At 61.7% G+C, this 17901-nt stretch carries 19 protein-coding genes; 4 read left to right on the top strand and 15 right to left on the bottom strand.

Going from position 1 to position 17901, the window contains the following annotated elements:
• The first annotated feature begins 161 nt into the window (after positions 1-161).
• The 3 genes from QMK47_RS03320 (at position 162) to QMK47_RS03310 (ending at position 2415) form a co-directional block, all read left to right on the top strand.
• Positions 162-1139 (top strand): alpha/beta fold hydrolase, encoded by a 978-nt coding sequence (locus tag QMK47_RS03320; protein ID WP_253471128.1) that lies wholly within the window; start codon positions 162-164, stop codon positions 1137-1139.
• A gap of 137 nt (positions 1140-1276) precedes the next feature.
• Positions 1277-1582, top strand: a complete 306-nt coding sequence (locus QMK47_RS03315; RefSeq protein WP_038858942.1) for a transposase — start codon at positions 1277-1279, stop codon at positions 1580-1582.
• On the top strand, positions 1579-2415 hold the full coding sequence (locus tag QMK47_RS03310; protein ID WP_253470111.1) for an IS3 family transposase: 837 nt from the start codon (positions 1579-1581) through the stop codon (positions 2413-2415). The genes QMK47_RS03315 and QMK47_RS03310 overlap by 4 nt, the downstream gene beginning before the upstream one ends.
• Positions 2416-2488: 73 nt before the next feature.
• Here QMK47_RS03310 and QMK47_RS03305 read toward each other — a convergent pair whose 3' ends face one another.
• Positions 2489-3379, bottom strand: a complete 891-nt coding sequence (locus tag QMK47_RS03305) for a LysR family transcriptional regulator (RefSeq protein ID WP_186651213.1) — start codon at positions 3377-3379, stop codon at positions 2489-2491.
• Between the two features lie 140 nt (positions 3380-3519).
• Here QMK47_RS03305 and QMK47_RS03300 point away from each other — a divergent pair, with 140 nt between their 5' ends.
• Positions 3520-4776 (top strand): MFS transporter, encoded by a 1257-nt coding sequence (locus QMK47_RS03300; protein WP_413817778.1) that lies wholly within the window; start codon positions 3520-3522, stop codon positions 4774-4776.
• Between the two features lie 218 nt (positions 4777-4994).
• Here QMK47_RS03300 and gspM read toward each other — a convergent pair whose 3' ends face one another.
• From gspM to hemE, 14 genes are all read right to left on the bottom strand, one after another.
• Entirely contained in the window at positions 4995-5450 is a 456-nt protein-coding gene (gspM, locus tag QMK47_RS03295) for a type II secretion system protein GspM (RefSeq protein ID WP_320389801.1), read from the bottom strand.
• Complete coding sequence (gene gspL, locus QMK47_RS03290; protein ID WP_320389800.1) at positions 5450-6553, bottom strand: type II secretion system protein GspL; 1104 nt, start codon at positions 6551-6553, stop codon at positions 5450-5452. Before gspL ends, gspM begins: the two co-directional genes overlap by 1 nt.
• Complete coding sequence (locus tag QMK47_RS03285) at positions 6553-7398, bottom strand: type II secretion system protein GspK (RefSeq protein ID WP_258690234.1); 846 nt, start codon at positions 7396-7398, stop codon at positions 6553-6555. Before QMK47_RS03285 ends, gspL begins: the two co-directional genes overlap by 1 nt.
• Entirely contained in the window at positions 7395-7928 is a 534-nt protein-coding gene (locus tag QMK47_RS03280; protein ID WP_018603471.1) for a type II secretion system protein GspJ, read from the bottom strand. Before QMK47_RS03280 ends, QMK47_RS03285 begins: the two co-directional genes overlap by 4 nt.
• Positions 7921-8307: a type II secretion system minor pseudopilin GspI gene (gene gspI, locus QMK47_RS03275; RefSeq protein WP_320389799.1), complete on the bottom strand. Its 387-nt coding sequence runs from the start codon at positions 8305-8307 to the stop codon at positions 7921-7923. The genes QMK47_RS03280 and gspI overlap by 8 nt, the downstream gene beginning before the upstream one ends.
• A complete protein-coding gene (gene gspH, locus QMK47_RS03270; RefSeq protein ID WP_253471120.1) occupies positions 8300-8767 on the bottom strand; it encodes a type II secretion system minor pseudopilin GspH in 468 nt (155 codons plus the stop codon). The genes gspI and gspH overlap by 8 nt, the downstream gene beginning before the upstream one ends.
• A 2-nt stretch (positions 8768-8769) precedes the next feature.
• Positions 8770-9225, bottom strand: a complete 456-nt coding sequence (gene gspG / locus QMK47_RS03265) for a type II secretion system major pseudopilin GspG (RefSeq protein ID WP_320389798.1) — start codon at positions 9223-9225, stop codon at positions 8770-8772.
• Between the two features lie 3 nt (positions 9226-9228).
• Positions 9229-10437 carry a type II secretion system inner membrane protein GspF gene (gene gspF / locus QMK47_RS03260; protein ID WP_320389797.1) on the bottom strand — a complete coding sequence of 403 codons (1209 nt, stop codon included), beginning with the start codon at positions 10435-10437 and terminating at the stop codon, positions 9229-9231.
• Positions 10438-10441: 4 nt separating this feature from the next.
• Positions 10442-11905, bottom strand: a complete 1464-nt coding sequence (gspE, locus tag QMK47_RS03255) for a type II secretion system ATPase GspE (protein WP_320389796.1) — start codon at positions 11903-11905, stop codon at positions 10442-10444.
• Positions 11902-13830, bottom strand: coding sequence for a type II secretion system secretin GspD (gspD, locus tag QMK47_RS03250; RefSeq protein ID WP_320389795.1), 1929 nt, complete (start codon positions 13828-13830; stop codon positions 11902-11904). Before gspD ends, gspE begins: the two co-directional genes overlap by 4 nt.
• Positions 13831-13838: 8 nt before the next feature.
• On the bottom strand, positions 13839-14366 hold the full coding sequence (locus QMK47_RS03245; RefSeq protein ID WP_253471110.1) for a type II secretion system protein N: 528 nt from the start codon (positions 14364-14366) through the stop codon (positions 13839-13841).
• Positions 14363-14905: a cytochrome b gene (locus QMK47_RS03240; RefSeq protein WP_258690228.1), complete on the bottom strand. Its 543-nt coding sequence runs from the start codon at positions 14903-14905 to the stop codon at positions 14363-14365. Before QMK47_RS03240 ends, QMK47_RS03245 begins: the two co-directional genes overlap by 4 nt.
• A 67-nt stretch (positions 14906-14972) precedes the next feature.
• Positions 14973-16439 carry an N-acetylglucosamine-binding protein GbpA gene (gene gbpA, locus QMK47_RS03235; protein ID WP_258690227.1) on the bottom strand — a complete coding sequence of 489 codons (1467 nt, stop codon included), beginning with the start codon at positions 16437-16439 and terminating at the stop codon, positions 14973-14975.
• A 342-nt stretch (positions 16440-16781) separates the two neighbouring features.
• Positions 16782-17849 carry a uroporphyrinogen decarboxylase gene (gene hemE, locus QMK47_RS03230; protein WP_018603491.1) on the bottom strand — a complete coding sequence of 356 codons (1068 nt, stop codon included), beginning with the start codon at positions 17847-17849 and terminating at the stop codon, positions 16782-16784.
• Positions 17850-17901: the final 52 nt, after the last annotated feature.

The raw sequence follows: 17901 nt of genomic DNA, 5'->3' as shown, positions 1-17901 counted from the left end.
TCAATCGAAGCAGCACTTTTTCCCTGTTGTCGGAACTGTCAACTCTGACAGTAGCGAAAGTGCTCGGGATAGCTTCAGTCTTCCAGACGTCGACGTTCGATCAAACCGTTCGACCTCATGAGCTGTGATTCGCAGCCCATAAAATTAATTTGGCTCCAAACATGGATAAAAAATTGATGAGCACAATAGCCTGGTCGGGCCGCACAGCCATATCTCGCAAACACCCCGCCACATCACCTTCTACGGAACAAGACAGCGTCGTTGTCGACGGCGCGACATTTACACATGCCTATGCATGCGTGAACGGTATTCGCCTTCACTACCTCATGGGCGGTGATGGTGAACGCCCAATTTTGCTGGTGCATGGGTTTCCGGGCAGTTGGCGTAGCTGGGAGCCGTTGATGGGCGCATTGGTGCGTGCCGGTTATACACCCATCGTTCCTGATTACCGCGGCGCTGGCGAAACGGATATTTCAGTCGGTGGCTACGACAAAAAAAGCATGGCCCATGATCTGCACGAACTGGTCACGCTCTTGAACATCAAGCAGGTCGATATCATTGGCCATGACATCGGCTTGATCATTGCCTACGCCTACGGAGCGCTTTATCCGGCGGAAACCGGGCGCATTGTGTTGATGGACGGATTTATTCCGGGCATTCCCGGATGGGAAGCTGCCTACAACGGGAATGCTGCAACCGGCATAACCAGCAAATGGCATTTTCACTTCTTTGGTAAAGCGGCCCTCACCCTGATTGAAGGACAAGAGAAAACCTACCTGGACATGTTCTTCGATGACTTCGTACTCGCGCGCAACGCTAAAGTCAGTAACACGGTGCGACAGGCGCTGGTGCACGACTACTCCCGGCCTGGACGCATGGAAGCGGCCTTCAAGCTCTATTCAACCTGGGTAGAACAGGATGCGCATGACAACCTGGAATTTTCCAAAAACAAATTGACTGCTCCACTGCTCACCATCGGCGGGGACCACTCGAGAGGAAAGACCTTGGCCGAACAGGCCTTGTACATTGCGACGCAACCGCACTCATTGATATTGGTAGATACCGGGCATTGGGTGCTGGAGGAACAAACACAGGCGACTCGCGAAGCGATTTTGGCGTTTTTAACAATCACTCAATGACCCAAGTCAGTTAAGCGCAATCGCTGTGGGCGGCAGCCCAGGCAACCCAAAACCTGTGGCGAGGGAGCAAGCTGAACTGGCCTAATAATTCCGGACACCTCTTAAGGGCGATATGATTTCGCCAATTTGGAGGTTCCATGAAAGAAAGAAGAGTCTTTTCCCGCGAGTTCAAACATCGTGCGGCCAGCATGGTGATTGATGACAACTGTTCAGTACAGGAAGTCTGCGCGTCGCTGGACATCAGTGCTACCGCGTTACGACGGTGGGTGGACCAGGTTCGCAAGGAACAAAAAGGTCAGCCAGTTCAAGGCACCAAGGCCATTACTGAGGATCAACGGCAGATTCAGGATCTGAAAGCCAAGATCAAACGCATGGAAATGGAAGCCGAAATCTTAAAAAAGGCTACCGCTCTCTTGATGTCGGATCCCGATCGTTTTCGATGATCGCGGAGCTAAGAGAGTCATTCCCGACCGCCATCCTGTGTCGCGTTTTCGATGTGAAGCGCAGCAGCTTTTACGAATGGCTACAGCGGCTCTCGCGGCCTAAGATCGAGCGCGAAGAACTCAAGGGGAAGGTGGTTGAACTGCACAGCGAAAGCCGGGAAGCCATGGGGTCCAGAACGATCAGCAAGCATCTGAAGGCCCAAAACATAGCGGTCGGCAGAAGCCTTGTTAGAACACTGATGAGGGAAGCCAACATTGTCAGTAAACAACGCCAGCCTCATCCATTCAGGTCCAAAGGAGTTGAAGCATTTGTCGCACCCAATCTGCTCAAGCGTAATTTCAAGCCGACCGTGGTCAATCAGGTCTGGTGTGGCGACGTTACAAGCTTGATGGTGGGTAAACGCTGGGTTCATCTGGCCATCGTGATCGACTTGTTTGCTCGCCGGGTCATTGGTTGGGCATTTTCGCTGGTCAATGACGCCAACCTGGTCAGCAAGGCGTTACGCATGGCGATAGAGCTTCGAACATGCCCACCTGGATTGATGTTTCATTCGGATCAGGGCTGTCAGTACACCAGCCGCAAGTTTCAAGAAGAGTTGATGCGCAATGGCATTTTGCAAAGCATGAGTCATCGCGGGCAGTGCTGGGACAATGCTCCAACAGAACGTTTTTTCGGCACCCTGAAGTCAGAATGGGTCCCTCGCAACGGTTACAGCACGAGCGAGGAAGCACAAACCGATATGGTGCGCTTCTTCATGTACTACAACCGCACCAGGCTCCACAGCTACAACGACTACCTATCGCCAATAGCCATGGAGCAAAAAGCAGCATAAACACCGTAACTGGTGTCCGGATTTACTTGACCAGTTCAAGCTCGCTCCCACAGGCGTTTTCCCACTTAACCCGCTACTCGGTATTGCCAGTCAACAACGCCACAAACGCCTTCGCCATCGGCGAACGCTGGTCCTTGCGCTGTACCAGCCACACCGCCGACACCGCCGCTGGATCGAGCAGCGGTCGATAGACCACCCCATCGATACGCATGCGCTGGTAAGACGCTGGCAATACCGAGACACCCAGCCCCGCCGCCACCAAGCCGATGATGGTCATGGCTTCGCCGGCTTCCTGGGCGAAGTGCGGGCTGAAGCCGGCGTCGCGGGCCAGGTTCAGGAGTTGGGCGTAGAGGCCGCTGCCGTAGCTGCGGGGGAAGAACACGAACGGCTCCTGGGCCAAGGCCGAGAGGAACAGGCCGTCTTCATTGCCTTGGGCCAGGGGGTGCTTGGCACTGAGCACGGCTACCAGCGGTTCGCGGCTGAGCTCGATTTCCGCCAGGGAGTCAGGCAACGGCAACGGTCGCATGATGCCCACCTCGATCTCTTCGTCCACCAGTGCGTCGGCCACTTGGGTACTGCTCATTTCCCGCAGGTTCAGGTGCACCGCCGGGAAGCGTTGCCGGAATGAAAAAATCGCCTGGGGGATGGTGGAATTGAACGGCGCCGAGGAGGTGAAGCCGATCTTCAGTTCGCCCAATTCCCCCAGTTGGGCACGGCGGGCGACGTCGGCGGCTTTGTCGACCTGGACCAATACCCGTCGCGCCTCTTCAAGGAACAACCGGCCGGCCTCGCTCAATTCGACCCGACGATTGGTGCGTTCGAACAGCCGCGCGCCAATCTCCTGCTCCAGCGCCTGGATCTGCTGGCTCAAGGGCGGCTGGGAGATGCCCAAGGCCAGCGCGGCACGGCCGAAATGCAGTTCTTCGGCAACGGCGATGAAGTAACGCAGGTGACGCAGTTCCATGGGCCATCCAATAGGTCGTTAAACGTCTTAAACAGGTCGAACAATATATTGGATAGAAACATTAGCCGGCTATATGCTTTTTTCATTGCCTGCCTGATCGTGCCCTTGCGAGGTCCACCGTGAAAACTGCTGTCGCTCCACTGGCCCATGAAATCCCACCGCGTGTGCAGGATGATGTCGTCGCCGAACTCAAGGACATCTACATCGAGAAGGGCACGCCGATGTTCATGCGCACGGTGCTGGCGCTGTTCAGTGGTGGCTTTGCGACCTTTGCCCTGCTGTATTGCGTGCAACCGATGATGCCGCTGTTGTCCCGGGAGTTTTCCATCAACGCGGCGCAGAGCAGCCTGATCCTGTCGGTGGCGACCGGCCTGCTCGCCATCGGCCTGTTGATCACCGGCCCGATTTCCGACCGCATCGGGCGCAAGCCGGTGATGGTCGCGGCGCTGTTCGCCGCCTCGGTGTGCACGATTGCCAGCGCCATGATGCCGACCTGGCAGGGTGTATTGCTGCTGCGTGCCTTGGTGGGGCTGTCGTTGAGCGGGTTGGCAGCCGTTGCGATGACGTATTTGAGCGAAGAAATCCATCCCAAGCACATCGGCCTGGCGATGGGGCTGTACATCGCCGGCAACGCCATCGGCGGCATGTGCGGACGCCTGATCACCGGGGTCTTGATCGATTTTGTCAGCTGGCACACGGCTATGCTGGTGATTGGCGGCCTGGCGCTGATCGCGGCGGCGGTGTTCTGGAGAATCCTGCCCGAGTCACGCAACTTCCGTCCCCGTTCGTTGCACCCGCGTAGCCTGCTGGACGGCTTCACCATGCACTTTCGCGACGCCGGCCTGCCGCTGCTGTTTCTTGAAGCCTTCGTGTTGATGGGCGCATTCGTGACGCTGTTCAACTACATCGGCTACCGCCTGCTGGCCGAGCCTTATCACTTGGACCAGGCCTTTGTCGGGTTGCTGTCGGTGGTGTACCTGTCGGGCATCTACAGCTCGGCAAAAGTCGGTGCACTGGCGGACAGACTCGGCCGGCGCAAAATGCTCTGGGCAACCATTGCGCTGATGCTGGCCGGCCTCGCGTTGACCATGACCACGCCGCTGTGGCTAGTCGTGCTGGGCATGCTGGTGTTCACCTTCGGTTTCTTCGGCGCCCACTCGGTCGCCAGCAGCTGGATCGGCCGCCGCGCCCTCAAGGCCAAGGGCCAGGCTTCGTCACTTTACCTGTTCAGCTATTACGCCGGATCCAGCGTTGCGGGTACGGCGGGCGGCGTGGCCTGGCACCTGGGGGGGTGGAATGGTGTCGGCCTGTTCATCGGTGGTTTGCTGGTGATCGCATTGTGGGTGGCGGTGAAGCTGGCGAAATTGCCGTTGCTGCCGGGGAATGTGCAGGTTTAGCCATCACGAGAGCCCTCTCCAACCCCGGGACAGAGCGAACACTTTGTGGCGAGGGAGCTTGCTCCCGCTCGGCTGCGCAGCAGTCGCAAACTGGTTGGCGGGGTTCACCTGTTGCACCGCGGCGTCTGGTTTTGGGGCGGCTGCGCCACCCAGCGGGAGCAAGCTCCCTCGCCACAAAACCTCATACTCCTGGTCAAAATTGCTACGTCTTCAACCCGTCATTGACGCAACACCACCCGCGCACCCAGCAAGCCATTCTCAGCTTCCAGAGTGAGCGATTGCAGCACGGCACCCTCCCGCTCTTGTTGATCCAGCCAACGAAGCAACGAATTGGCCTCGCCACTGACGGCGAGTCGCAACGAATCGCCGTCGACCTCCATTTGCGCTATGTCCAACCCCGCCGCTGTCGCATCCTCGTTGACGCGCACCGACAAGGGCCGCGTGGCGGCAGTCGCCTCCCGGGTGGGTTCGGCGCGCTGGATCCGGGCACTCAGTTCGGCCTGTTGGCGATGCTGTCGTTCAGCAACCTCCAGCCGTTGCCGAGTCGGTTGCCAAATCGCGGTATAGGCCAGCGCCACCAGCACCAACCCGGCAAGTCCCAGCAACAGTCCTTGCTCACGGCGCGATGTTCTCCCCCAGGCCTGTTTCAAAGCCAGCCATCCCTTGACGTTCATCAACTGTTCTCCAGCGTGAGAATGGCCTGCACGCGATTGTTCTGTTTGCTCGCGCTGCCCAGGGTGACGGGCAATCCGTTCTGCTGCCCGCGCTCACGCAGTTGCTCAAGTTCGACGAAGCTGTTGGCCGTCAGTTGGATCTTCCAACCCTCGCCTTCACGAAAATCGATGCGCTGCACCTCGACGCTGCTGGCGCCAATGACCTGCTCGGTCAGACGAGCCAGACGCGCGACCTGGGTGTCCTGACGTTGTCCACGACGACTCTGCAATGCCTGGAACTGCGCCGTCAGGTCGACGATCCGCTCCTGCCCGGGATACAACGACCTGAATCGCTGTTCGCTTTGGGCATAGAGAAGCCGGGTTTCGTTTTCAAGAAAACGTAGGCGGGCTTCACTGAAGGCCCAGGTGAGCACCAACGCGCCCAGCACAGCCGCCGAAGCGCCGCGCCATGGCAGCGGTTGGCGGCGCCGACGAAACTCGCCCTGCAACAGGTCGATGGGCTGTCCGCCAGCGCTCAACAACCACTCATCGATGCCCTGGCGATCACGTTCCTCGTCCAGCCAGTGGATGTCTTCGGGCAGGCCAGGCTTGAGCGTCGCCAAGCCTCGGGCCGACAACGACATCCGCGCCGACAGCCCTGCGCCCAAGAGCCAGCGCCCGAACCAGCGCACGCCAAACGCCTGCTCATCGGCAAGCAGATCGGCATCGACATGCACCGCACGCACCTCAATGCCTTGTGCCGCCAGCAACGCCAGCAGCGCCCGGAACCGGGTCCGCTCCGTCACCATCATCGGATAGCGGTGCTGACGGTCGCGCGGGCCGATGCTGATGTGCAGCGCCTCCAGGTTTTCACTCAGTTGTTCTTCGATGGCGAATGCCAGGGCCTGAGGCCGGGGCTGGCGTCGAGAGGGCCATGGATCGCTGCGCAACCAGCTGCACATTTCCATTGGCAACAGCACATCGACGGGCCGTCCGCTCAAGTCGCCTGCCGCCTCGTGCAACGGCAGGCGACGACGCTCGCCGGTGGACGACCACACGCAGCATGGCCAGTTGGCGCAAGGCGCGCCCAGGCCTTCGGCCGTCAGGTAAAGCCAGGTTTTCATCAGGGAAGCTCGCTGGTGCTCAAGGGTAGGAAACGACGCTGACGAACAGTCCAGCGCCCGCTAACGGAATCACGTTCGATATCCGAGGCCAGGCGTAGACGACTGTCGGCGTGGGTCACACTCACGGTGATCCGGAACCAGCGACTGCCCACCCCCAGACCGTGGCTGTTGAGGCCCAGCCCGGACAACACCGGGTCGTTGGTAAACGCCTGCACGCTGGCGTAGGGCGCGTGGCGACGCTGGTTGACCAACACGTTGGCCGGCCCGCCCTCCATGCCGTCCAGGGTCATCAGCAATAGCAGCGGTGCGGTATTGATATTCAGCCGCGCGTCCTTGGGCAGCAACACCACCCACGGTTCCAGGCGCCGCAGTGTCTGGCCATCGATGCCCGGCAACAGACGCAGTTGACTCAGCTCCTGCACCGGCCCGACTTGGGGCAACGACAGCGGCGGCAGATCCAGCAAGGCCAGCAAGCGAGTCCAGCGGCCGAGGGTGACCTGATCGATTTGACCCAAGGCCAGCAGCGCGTTGAGATTCAGGCGCCCGGACAAATCCTCGATATCGATGTGCAGCTCGGCGCCGTCAACTTCCAAGACGGGCCCGAGCCGGGCCCAATCCTGGCTCAGGTCAACAGGCCCGGACGGCGTTATCCCACTGTTTTCCAACACCACCCGCGCCCAGTCCTCCCCTGCCAATCCCAATTGCCGCAACTGGACCTGTTGCAGTTGCTGCGCACTGCTGTGCAACAACAGGCGATGACTGCGCAACAGGCCACCGACCAGCAGCAAGGCCAGGCTCAGCACCAGCAGCACGCTGATCAGCGCCACACCGCGTTGTCGGCTCATGGCAACGCCCCCGGCAACAGCAACACCCGACGGACCTGTTCGAAACGCCCCGCCGACACGATCAACTCCAACGCCAGCGGCGCAATGTCGCCCGCGGTTTCGCTGTGCCAGCCCCGCTGCGGGTCGAACACACGCCAGCTCAGGCCGTGTACGTCGTCGAGCAGCTTCTGCTGCTGCACAAGGGACGTGCCTTCGCCGACACCGTCGCGCCACAACGCGGCACCCTCGAGTCGATAGCTCACCGTCTGCCGTTCGCTGCGCGGCTGGTCCAGCGGATTGCGCCAATGGCTGCGCTGCAGTTGCAAACGCCCCGGCGCGAGCACGACCGAGCCGGCAACCGCCTGCCACACATCCCGCTCGATCACACCGACGGCACGCTGCAAGGCCCGGATGTCGCGCTCATGCTGACCGGTCCCCTGCTGGGTGCGCACGACGCCGTCGAACAGCCGCCAACTGGCCAGGCCGAGCAAGGCAAAAATGCCGATGGCGATGACCAGCTCCAACAAGGTGAACCCCGACTGCTTATTCATCACGGCTGCGGATCCATCCGGTGGTGCGGTGCACGACCGTCGCGCTGTCGACACGGCTGACCTGAATCTCGACCTGCAGCAAGCGCCCATCAGCGGCCGGGGCGATACGTTGTTGCAAGAGCCAGTCGCGACGATCCAGGTGCCGGCTCAGCCGCTGTTGCCCTGGTGGCGTAGCGGCTTGCAGGCGCAGTTCGTTCAACTGATTGTCCGCCAGCCAGGCGCCGAACAGACGCTCCTCGAGCCCGGCGCTTTGCTTGAGCACGAACTGACTGGCCGAGAGCACGGCCGCCGCCAGCGTCGCGAAAATCGCCAGGGCGATCACGACTTCCAACAGCGTGAAGCCCCGGCAACTGGCAGCCGGCCTGCGAGCGTCAGTCATCGATCAGCGGCTCCGCCAGGCCATCGCTCGACACCCGGGAAATCGTCTGCCCGGCGACTTTGATGAGCAGCCTGAAGGGGCTGATCTCGTCGCTGCTGAGCATCAGCAACTGCGGTGGACCTTGAACATCATCGAGCCTGAGGACATGACCGTCCTGCTCCAACCCGAGCGTCAGCCCCTCAGGCAATCGATGCAACGCCGACACCGCCGTCCAGCCCTGGGCCTCAAGGCGCAAGGCCTGGTAACCAAGAGGCTGCACGCGCACACCGTATTCCTGCCCATCCAATACCGCCCGCTCGCGCAACTGCTGGACCACACGCACGAAATCTTGGGCTTGCTGCCGAGCCTCACGTGTCGGGCTCGACCCCGTGGCGAAGCTGACCATGCCCGCCAGTACCCCGATCAGCACGATGACAACCATCAGTTCCAGCAAGGTGAAGCCCCGGCAATGACGACCCATGTTCACTCGGCCCAATTGCCGATGTCAGCCGCCATGCCTTCGCCGCCCGACACGCCATCGGCGCCCAGCGAATAAAGGTCATAGCCACCGTTGAGGGACTTATGCCCAGGATTGAGGTACTGGTAGGGCGTACCCCAGGGATCGACCGGCAGGCTTTTCAGATATCCCTGGGGGTTCCAGTTCCTGGCTGCGGGCGTACCGGACGGGCGTTTGCTCAACGCCTCCAGGCCTTGTTGGGTCGATGGGTACTGGAAGTTGTCGAGGCGGTACATTTCCAGGGCCGTGGCGATCGCCTGGATATCGGTGCGGGCGGCCGTAGCCTTGGCTTGATCGGGTCGGCTCATGAACTGCGGCACCACGATGGCGCCCAGCACGCCAATGATGACCACCACCACCATGATTTCGATCAGGGTGAAGCCGCGTTGAGGGCGTGCAGGTCGTTTGCTTTGAAATTTCATCGGTTAATTCACCAATTGGTTGAGGCTCAGGATCGGTAGGAGGATGGCCATGACGATCAGCAGCACGACGCCGCCCATCAACACCAACATGGCCGGTTCGAACAGGCTCACCACCAGCGCGATACGCGCCGCGAGGCTGGCTTCCTGTTGTTCGGCGGCCCGGGCCAGCATGCTGTCGAGCTCGCCGGCCCGTTCGCCGCTGGCGATCATGTGCAGCATCAGCGGCGGGATATCGCCGCCCTGCTCCAGGCCGCGGGTCAGGGTCCCGCCTTCGCGGACCGAACGGGCGACGTCGGCCATGCGGGCGCGGATCGTCAGGTTGCCGATCACCTGCGCGGCGATGTGCAAGGCATCCACTAGAGGCACGGCGCTTTTGCTCAGGATCGCCAGGGTGCTGGCGAATCGGGCCGCCTCCATCGCCCGCAGCACTTCGCTCAACACCGGCAGCCGCAGCAACACACGGTGCCAGCGCAGGCGCCACGCCGGTTGGCGCAGGCTCCAACGCCACAGCCCGAGCAGCCCGGCCAGCGCACCGAGCAGCAGCAAGCCATAGCGGCGCAAGCCATCGCTCACGGCGATCAACGCCTGGGTCAGCCAGGGCAACGGCTGGCCGCTGTCGATGAAAATCTTCACCACATCCGGTACCACGTAGCCCAACAGGAAACCAACAATCGCGACACAGGCCAGCATCAGGATCAGCGGGTACACCAACGCCAGCTGAATACGCTGGCGCGAGGCCTGGCGCGCCTGGGTGTAGCTCGCCAGCTGCTCCAACACTTGCCCCAGGTGCCCGGATTGCTCGCCCGCCGCGACCGTGGCGCAGAACAGCTCGGGGAACGCCTGGGGAAAGGCCCTAAGTGCCGTCGCCAACGCATGGCCTTCCATCACCCGGCTGCGCACCGCCGCCAGCAGGTGGGCGACGCGGCGTTTCTGGCTCTGTTGCGCCACCGCTCCCAGGGACTCTTCGAGGGGCAGGCCGGCCTGGATCAAGGTGGACAGCTGCAATGTCAGCAACGCCAGATCTGCCGGGCTCAAACGCGTTCCGGCATGCCGCCCGCCCAGGGTTCGCGGTTCCTTGGCTTCAGCCAGTTCGCTGGGCAGCAAGCCGCGCTCGCGCAGCAACTGGCGAGCATGGCGCGGGCTGTCGGCTTCCACACGACCCTTGCAGCGGCGGCCCTGGGCGTCTTCGGCCCGATAGTCGAAGGTCGGCACGGTGCTAATCCTCCTGGGTGATGCGCAGCAGTTCGTCGACGCTGGTCAGACCTTGCAGCACCCGCTGGCGGCCGTCCTGAAACAGGCTGCGGGAGGTCTTGCGCGCCTCGGCGGCCAGCGCCTGCTCGGTGGCGCCCTGATGAATCAACTGCGACAGGGCGGCGCTGACATTCACCAGCTCATAGATGCCGAAGCGTCCGCGATAACCCTTCTGGCAGTGCTCGCAGCCCTGGGCCTTGAACAATCGGGGCGCGGCATCGGCGTCGAGGCCCAGACGCCGACACGTAGCGGCGTCGGCCACATAAGGCGTCTTGCAGGACGGGCACAGGCTGCGCAATAAGCGCTGGGCGACGACGCCGGCCAGGGACGACGCCAGCAGATAGGCATCCACGCCCATGTCCACCAGCCGCGTGACCGCGCCGACGGCAGTGTTGGTGTGCAGGGTCGAGAGCACCAGGTGCCCGGTCAGCGACGCCTGGACGGCGATTTCGGCGGTGTCGCGATCACGTATTTCGCCGACCATCACCACGTCTGGGTCCTGGCGCAAAATGGCCCGCAAACCACGGGCGAAGGTCATGTCGACTTTCGGGTTGACCGGCATCTGGCCGATGCCCGGCAGGTGATATTCGATCGGATCTTCGACGGTGAGGATGTTGCGGCTCTGGTCGTTGATGCTGCTCAACGCCGCGTACAGGCTGGTGGTTTTCCCCGACCCCGTGGGCCCGGTGACCAACACGATGCCGTGGGGCTTGCCAAGCAACTGGCGCAGGCCGGCCAGGGTGTCGTCGGGCAGGCCCAGGCGCTGTAGCTCCAAGCGCCCGGCCTGCTTGTCGAGCAGGCGCAGCACCACGCGCTCGCCATGGGCCGAAGGCAGCGTCGAGACCCGCACATCGACTTCGTGCCCGGCCAGGCGCAAGGCCATTCGGCCGTCCTGGGGCACGCGTTTCTCGGCGATGTCCAGGCGCGCCATGACCTTGATTCGCGACACCAGCAGACTCGCCAGTTCCCGACGCGGACGGAGCATTTCCTGCAACTGACCGTCGATGCGCATGCGCACCGACAGGTACTGTTCGAACGTTTCCAGGTGCACGTCCGACGCGTGTTCGCGGACGGCCTCGCTGAGCAAGGCATTGATCAGCCGGATGATCGGCGCATCGCCCTGCTGCTCCAGCAGGTCGGTGGTCTGCGGCATCTGGTCGGCGAGGCTGAGCAGGTCCAGTTCCTCGTCCAGGCCTTGGGCGACCTGTTCGGCGGCGCTCTGGCCCTGGCGATAGACGCAGGCCAGGCGCGCGGCGAACGCCGCCGGCTCCAGTACCTGGATAGGTAAATCCCGACCGCACAGACGTTGCACTTCGGCCACGGCGGTCAAGGGTGTATCGCGGCGCATGACCAGGCTCAAGGTCGGCCCCTCGCCTTCCAGCAGCACGCCCAGGCGCCTGGCGAAACCAAAGGGCAACGGCTCGCTCACAGTTCACCGGAGCGCTGTGGGCGCGGGTCGGCAGACGGCGCTTGCGGGGAGGATTCGAACAACTGGCGAGCGTCCCGCGGCAGCAGCAGCGAATTGTTTTTCCGCGAGCCCGGCTTGCTCAGGTCCCGGAGCGCGTCATAACGCTGGCGGCTCACCTCGGCGAGGTCTTCGTTGCTGCGCACGATGGTCGGGCGCAGGAATACCATCAGGTTGCTTTTGGTCTGGGTGTCGCGGTTCCAGCGAAACAGCGCGCCCAGGTACGGAATACTGCGCAGCAACGGCACACCGCTTTGCTGGGTACGGACACTGTCGCGGATCAGGCCGCCGATCACGATGATCTCGCCATCGTCCGCCAGGATCGTGCTCTTCAAGGCCCGCTTGTTGGTGATCAGGTCCGAGGAGTCCACACCGGAGACCGACGGCGCGATGTCCGAGACTTCCTGCTCGACCTCAAGGCGCAAGGTCGAGCCATCGTTGATGTACGGCTTGACCTTGAGGCTGATGCCGACGTCCTTGCGTTCGACGGTGGTGAACGGATTGTCCGCACCGTTACCGCTGGTGGCGTAGGAGCCGGTCTTGAACGGGACGTTCTGGCCCACGATGATTTCCGCCTCCTGGTTATCCAGGGTCAGCAGGCTGGGTGTGGACAGCAGGTTGCTGTGGGTATTGCTCGCCAACGCCGAGATCAGCGCACTGAAGCGGTCGCCGCCCAGCCGCAGGATCGCGCCTTCCGGTCCTTTATCAAGTTCGCTGAGGTTCAGGTTGCCGATGATCGGGATGTCGGTTCCCGGGAAGTTGATGAACCCGGTCGCGCTGCCTCTGTCGAGGCCCCACTGCACGCCCAAGGCTTCGGTAATGTCCCCGGAAACCTCCACGATGGCCGCGTGGATAAGCACCTGGGCCCGAGGTTGATCGAGTTCACGGACGATGTTTTCGATGGTGCGGACCTGGGCCGGATCGGCGATCAGCACCAGGGCATTCTGGCTTTCATCGGCCTTGATCATGAACGGGCGGGTGGCGGCAATGTCCCGCTGGCCGGCCAGGGTCGGCGTGGTTTTTTTATCCTGCCCGACGCCTTCCAGCACCTCGGCCAATTGCTTGGCATCGCTATGGCGCAGACGGATGACCCGGGCGTTGTCCTGGGATACGACGGCAGGGACGTCGAGGGTCCGAGCCAGGTCGACCAAGCGCTGACGCACCGCCGGTGCGCCGATGACCACCAGGCGATTGCTGCGGGCATCGGCGATCACCAGGCCCGCCATATCGCCCTCGCGCTTGCCACCGGAGGCTTCCATCAACGGTGCGATATCCCCGGCCTGGGCATGCCGCAACCGCACCACCACATGATTGCGGTTGCGCCCTGAGTCCAACTGCCGAACCACGTCGGCAATGCGCTGGGCATTGGCAGCCGTGTCGGTGACCACCAGCGCGTTGGACGATACCGAAGGGCCGACGTAACCATTGGCCGATACCAAGGGCCGGACCAGCCCGGCGATGTCGGCGGCAATGCTCGATTGCAGATCGATGACCCGGGTGACGAACTGCGACGGTGTGGTGCTCTTCGCATCAGTGATTCCAGCGCGCGTCTTGGCCTCGCTGACCGGGGTGATCAGGATCCGCTCGCCCTCGTCGATCACAGTGAAGTTGTGTGCATCGAGTACCGAATAAAACAACCGACGCACGCCTTCGCGGTCCAGCGCCTGGCGGGACATCACCGTAATGCGCCCGGACACCCGCGGATCAAGCACCACGGTCTTGCCCAGGATCGCCGAGAACTCCTCGACCACGTCGCGCAGTTCCGCATTGTTCATCGCCAGTTGCCATTGGGTCTCCTCGGCCTGCAGCGAACCGGAGAACGCCACTGGGCAGGACACGGCCAGGCAGAACAGGACGCGCGAAACACCGCCCCGGATAAAGCTGTTCATGAATTCGATCACTCTGATTGCCCGGCCACCGGGCGTAGGTATTGCGAGGAATGCAGCGCGGCATGGCGCCCGTCTTCGAGCTCCAACCGGCGTAGCAAGGGCTTGACCGCGTGTTGCAGGGCCAACCGTTCTTCACGTCCGTTGCGCCACAACGTCACATGGCTGGCCTCGACCCGGCGCAGCACGCTGCCACCGGGCAAGCGCTCACCCACCTGATAAATGCGCGGGCCGGCAGCGTCCGCGAGCAATGCCCGGGACAAGCCTTGGTCGGCGACAAAGCTGGCTTGCAACGTAATCGGTTCGGCGCTCGGGGCGTGGGCACCTTCAGGTGCCAGGCCTAGCACCGTGGCCACGGCTTGGACGTTGGGCAGGTCGCGAACAGGAGCCACCGGTGGGTTGGTCAGCACGGGCACATCACGGCCCAATGCCTGGCGAAAGCGCCACTCTTGCCCGGCCAGGAAGATCCCGTACAGCAGCGGCAGGAGCACCAGCAGCAGCTTCGGCAGACGGCTGCCGACCCGAAAAGACAGGCTCACCGTTGTGCGCTCTGGATCGTGCCCGCAGGCTTGGCGAAGGACATTCGCCGTACCACCCGGCGTCCGGAAAACTCATGCCAGAGCACAGCGCACAGATGCAGCGCGACCAGCACCGAAAGCCCCGCACAAGACAAGGTGTGGAGAGTGTTGGCGAGTTCGATCAGTGCCGGATCGCCCAGTGGCTGGGGGATGTGAACAATGCCGAAGATACTGATGGCGTTTTTCATCATCAGCACACCAGTCACCAGCACGATGCCAATGACCAGGTAGATCAGCGTGTGTACCGCCAGGGCTAGCCACTGTGTAAATGAAGACGCGGTTCCACGGGCTTCCAGCGCGCCGAAAAACAGGCAGGCCCGCCACACGAAAAATGGAATGAACAGCGTGGTCAGCGACACATTGAGTGAGCCGACCCACTGTTGGGTTGAAGCTGACACCGGGTTGAACGCCACATAAAAACCGGACACCAACGCCCATAAGATAATGGCCGCCGACACCCAGTGCAGCAGCACCCGTCGCCTGGAGTAATTGATAGACATCACTACGCGCTCGTATGAAGGCCCCAGGCAACCCGTGCGGATCGCCTGGGGCCATGCCTGTCAGGACTTACAGCTTGTCCCAGGCGCTCTGCCAGGACGCACCGACTCCCGGCTCGAAACCGTTCGCTGTCGGGCTGTACTGCTTGCAGAAGCCGGACGCCGGGAACGGCTTGCACTCGAAGACTTCGTCAGTCTTGGGTTGCAGCACTTTCGTACCGGCGGTGTAGTCGGTGATGCCTTCTGGGAAGACGAAGTCGTACTCGATGCCTGCGCCTTCACCGGCCAGGGTGACCGCTTGGGTGTCCTGGCGCGTGGTGCGGCCGTCTTCGGTGGTCCCCACCAGCGTCAGGGTATGGGCGCCTGGGGCGCTGCGCACGTCCAGGTTCAGGCCGGTGCTGCCTTCACCCACGGTCTGACTAACGACACCGACCTGCTTGTTCTTCTCATCGAACAGCGTGGCTTCGAGGTTCATCCTGCGGTTCGTCTGCGCGGTGAAGGCCATGCTGACCCGACCTTTGTCGAGTACGTATTCTGGCTGCAGGGAAGAAATCTCCATGCTGGCGCCAGCGTCTTCCTTCATGTCCAGTTGCACTTCATAGCGCTTCACGCCGCTTTCGTCCTGGGCGTACAGGCTGTTGGCGCCATTGACCGGCGTGATATTGCCCTCCTCGTCACGAACACCTGCACGAATCAATGTATGGGCCTTGTTGATGGCTTCGGCCAGTTTGAACGACCAGTTCTCAGGCTTGCCTTCCTCGGCGTTGTCGATGCTGATTTCTACGCTGTATTCGGCACTTTCACCGGTCGCGGAGAACGCCCGGGCCTTGACCTTGTCACCCACCAGCAATGGGGTCGATGGCGCAATGCTGCCCACCGACTGCCAGCCGCCCGGCAATGCGGCTTCGGCGAGAATGTTCACATCCGCCGGGGCGTAGAATGCATTGTCGGTATCACCAACCGTCCAGACCGCCAGGATGACGTGATGGCCCGACTTGCTGTCGGGAATGACGCAGTTGTGCTTGGCACCACCGACCGGGACTTGATTACCGCCGTCCACCGTACAGAACGGCGCGCTATCGAACGAGGCACGCTTGAGCGCTTCGTTTGGATTCCACCCATCGCGGGTAATGAAGTATTCGTGTTTGGTCGCAGGGTGCGCGGCGGAGTATTGCCATTGAAAGGCAAAGTTGCGGTCCCTGATTTCAGTCAGGTGCCAGCGTGTGGCCGACTGCGCATCAAGTGCAGAAAACCGGGCAATGCCGCCGCTGGCGATTTTGCCGTCGATAGGACCCTGCAGCGGCGCACCGCCTACACCATTAGGGAAACCCTTGAAGGTTTCACCGGTACTCTGTGGCTCGTATTGCGCGCCGCCGCAGTTTTGGTTGACGCCTTGCTGGCACAACAACGCACGGGAAGGCGGTACTTCGACGAAACCGTGGGCAAGCGCGCCTTGGGATGCCGCCATGGCCGACAGCAGAACTAATGAGGACGCACACCCCGTTAATAGATTGCTCTTGTTGAAGTTATTCTTCATATAAGTTCCAGACTAGTCATCAAAATGAAAGACGGGATCACCGTCCTCTTGAAAGGTGCGCCAGAACGCTCAGCGCACACCCTTGCAAGTGACCGGAACCTTATAGAAAGTCGAACACTCCCTATGTAGGATAAATCTCTCAACATAGAAGGAATGATCTCTGAATCGATTTCCCCTACATAACTAGAGAAACATCTTACGAACAGAAATAACTATCAACCAAAGACAAACAAACACACCCAAAAGAAGCAATTGGCTGCTTTAGGTCGGATCGTTAAACAAGCGCGCATAAAAAAGCCTGTCCGGCACAGGTCCGGACAGGCTGGGTGACAGGGGCCGCAATCAGACGTGATATTGCGCCGACAACTCATGCACCGCCCGCAGGAAGGCGCCGGCGTGTTCTGGGTCGACTTCCGGGGTGATGCCATGGCCGAGGTTGAACACATGGCCGCTGCCACTGCCGTAGCTGGCCAGGATGCGCCCAACTTCAGCACGAATGGCTTCAGGCTTGGCGTAGAGCACGGTCGGGTCCATGTTGCCTTGCAGGGCGACCTTGTGACCGACGCGCTCACGAGCGTTGCCGATGTCGCAGGTCCAATCCAGGCCCAGGGCGTCGGCGCCGACATCGGCGATGCTTTCCAGCCACAGGCCGCCGTTCTTGGTGAACAGGATCACCGGGACTTTGCGTCCCTCGTGCTCGCGGATCAGGCCGCTGACGATCTTGCGCATGTAGGCCAGGGAGAATTCCTGGTACGCCGCCGCCGACAGGTTGCCGCCCCAGGTGTCGAAGATCTGTACCGCTTGCGCACCGGCCAGGATCTGGCCGTTGAGGTAGGACGTGACCGACTGGGCCAGTTTGTCCAGCAACAGGTGCATGGCCTGCGGGTTGTCGTAGAGCATTGCCTTGGTCTTGCGAAAGTCCTTCGACGAGCCGCCTTCGACCATGTAGGTGGCCAGGGTCCATGGGCTGCCAGAGAAACCGATCAGCGGCACACGACCATTGAGCTCGCGGCGAATGGTGCTGACCGCGTCCATGACGTAGCCCAGGTCTTTCTGTGGATCGGGAATCGGCAGGGCCTCGATGTCGGCCAGGGTGCTGATGACTTTCTTGAAGCGCGGGCCTTCGCCGGTCTCGAAGTACAGGCCTTGGCCCATGGCATCGGGAATGGTCAGGATGTCGGAGAACAGGATGGCCGCGTCCAGCTGCGGATACCGATCCAGCGGCTGCATCGTCACTTCGCAGGCGAACTGTGGGTTCATGCACAGGCTCATGAAGTCACCGGCCTTGGCGCGGCTGGCACGGTATTCCGGCAGGTAGCGACCGGCCTGGCGCATCATCCATACGGGGGTGACGTCCACGGGTTGCTTGAGCAGGGCGCGAAGGAAACGGTCGTTCTTCAGGGCAGTCATGTCGGCATCCGGAAAAAAAGTGCGGGCATTTTCTCAGAGCGCGACGCAAAAG

It is taken from the genome of Pseudomonas sp. P9_35 (genome assembly GCF_034008205.1).
Lineage (GTDB): Bacteria > Pseudomonadota > Gammaproteobacteria > Pseudomonadales > Pseudomonadaceae > Aquipseudomonas > Aquipseudomonas kilonensis.
Note: the sequence above shows the minus strand (reverse complement) of the source record. Positions and strands in the feature narration are given on the sequence as shown.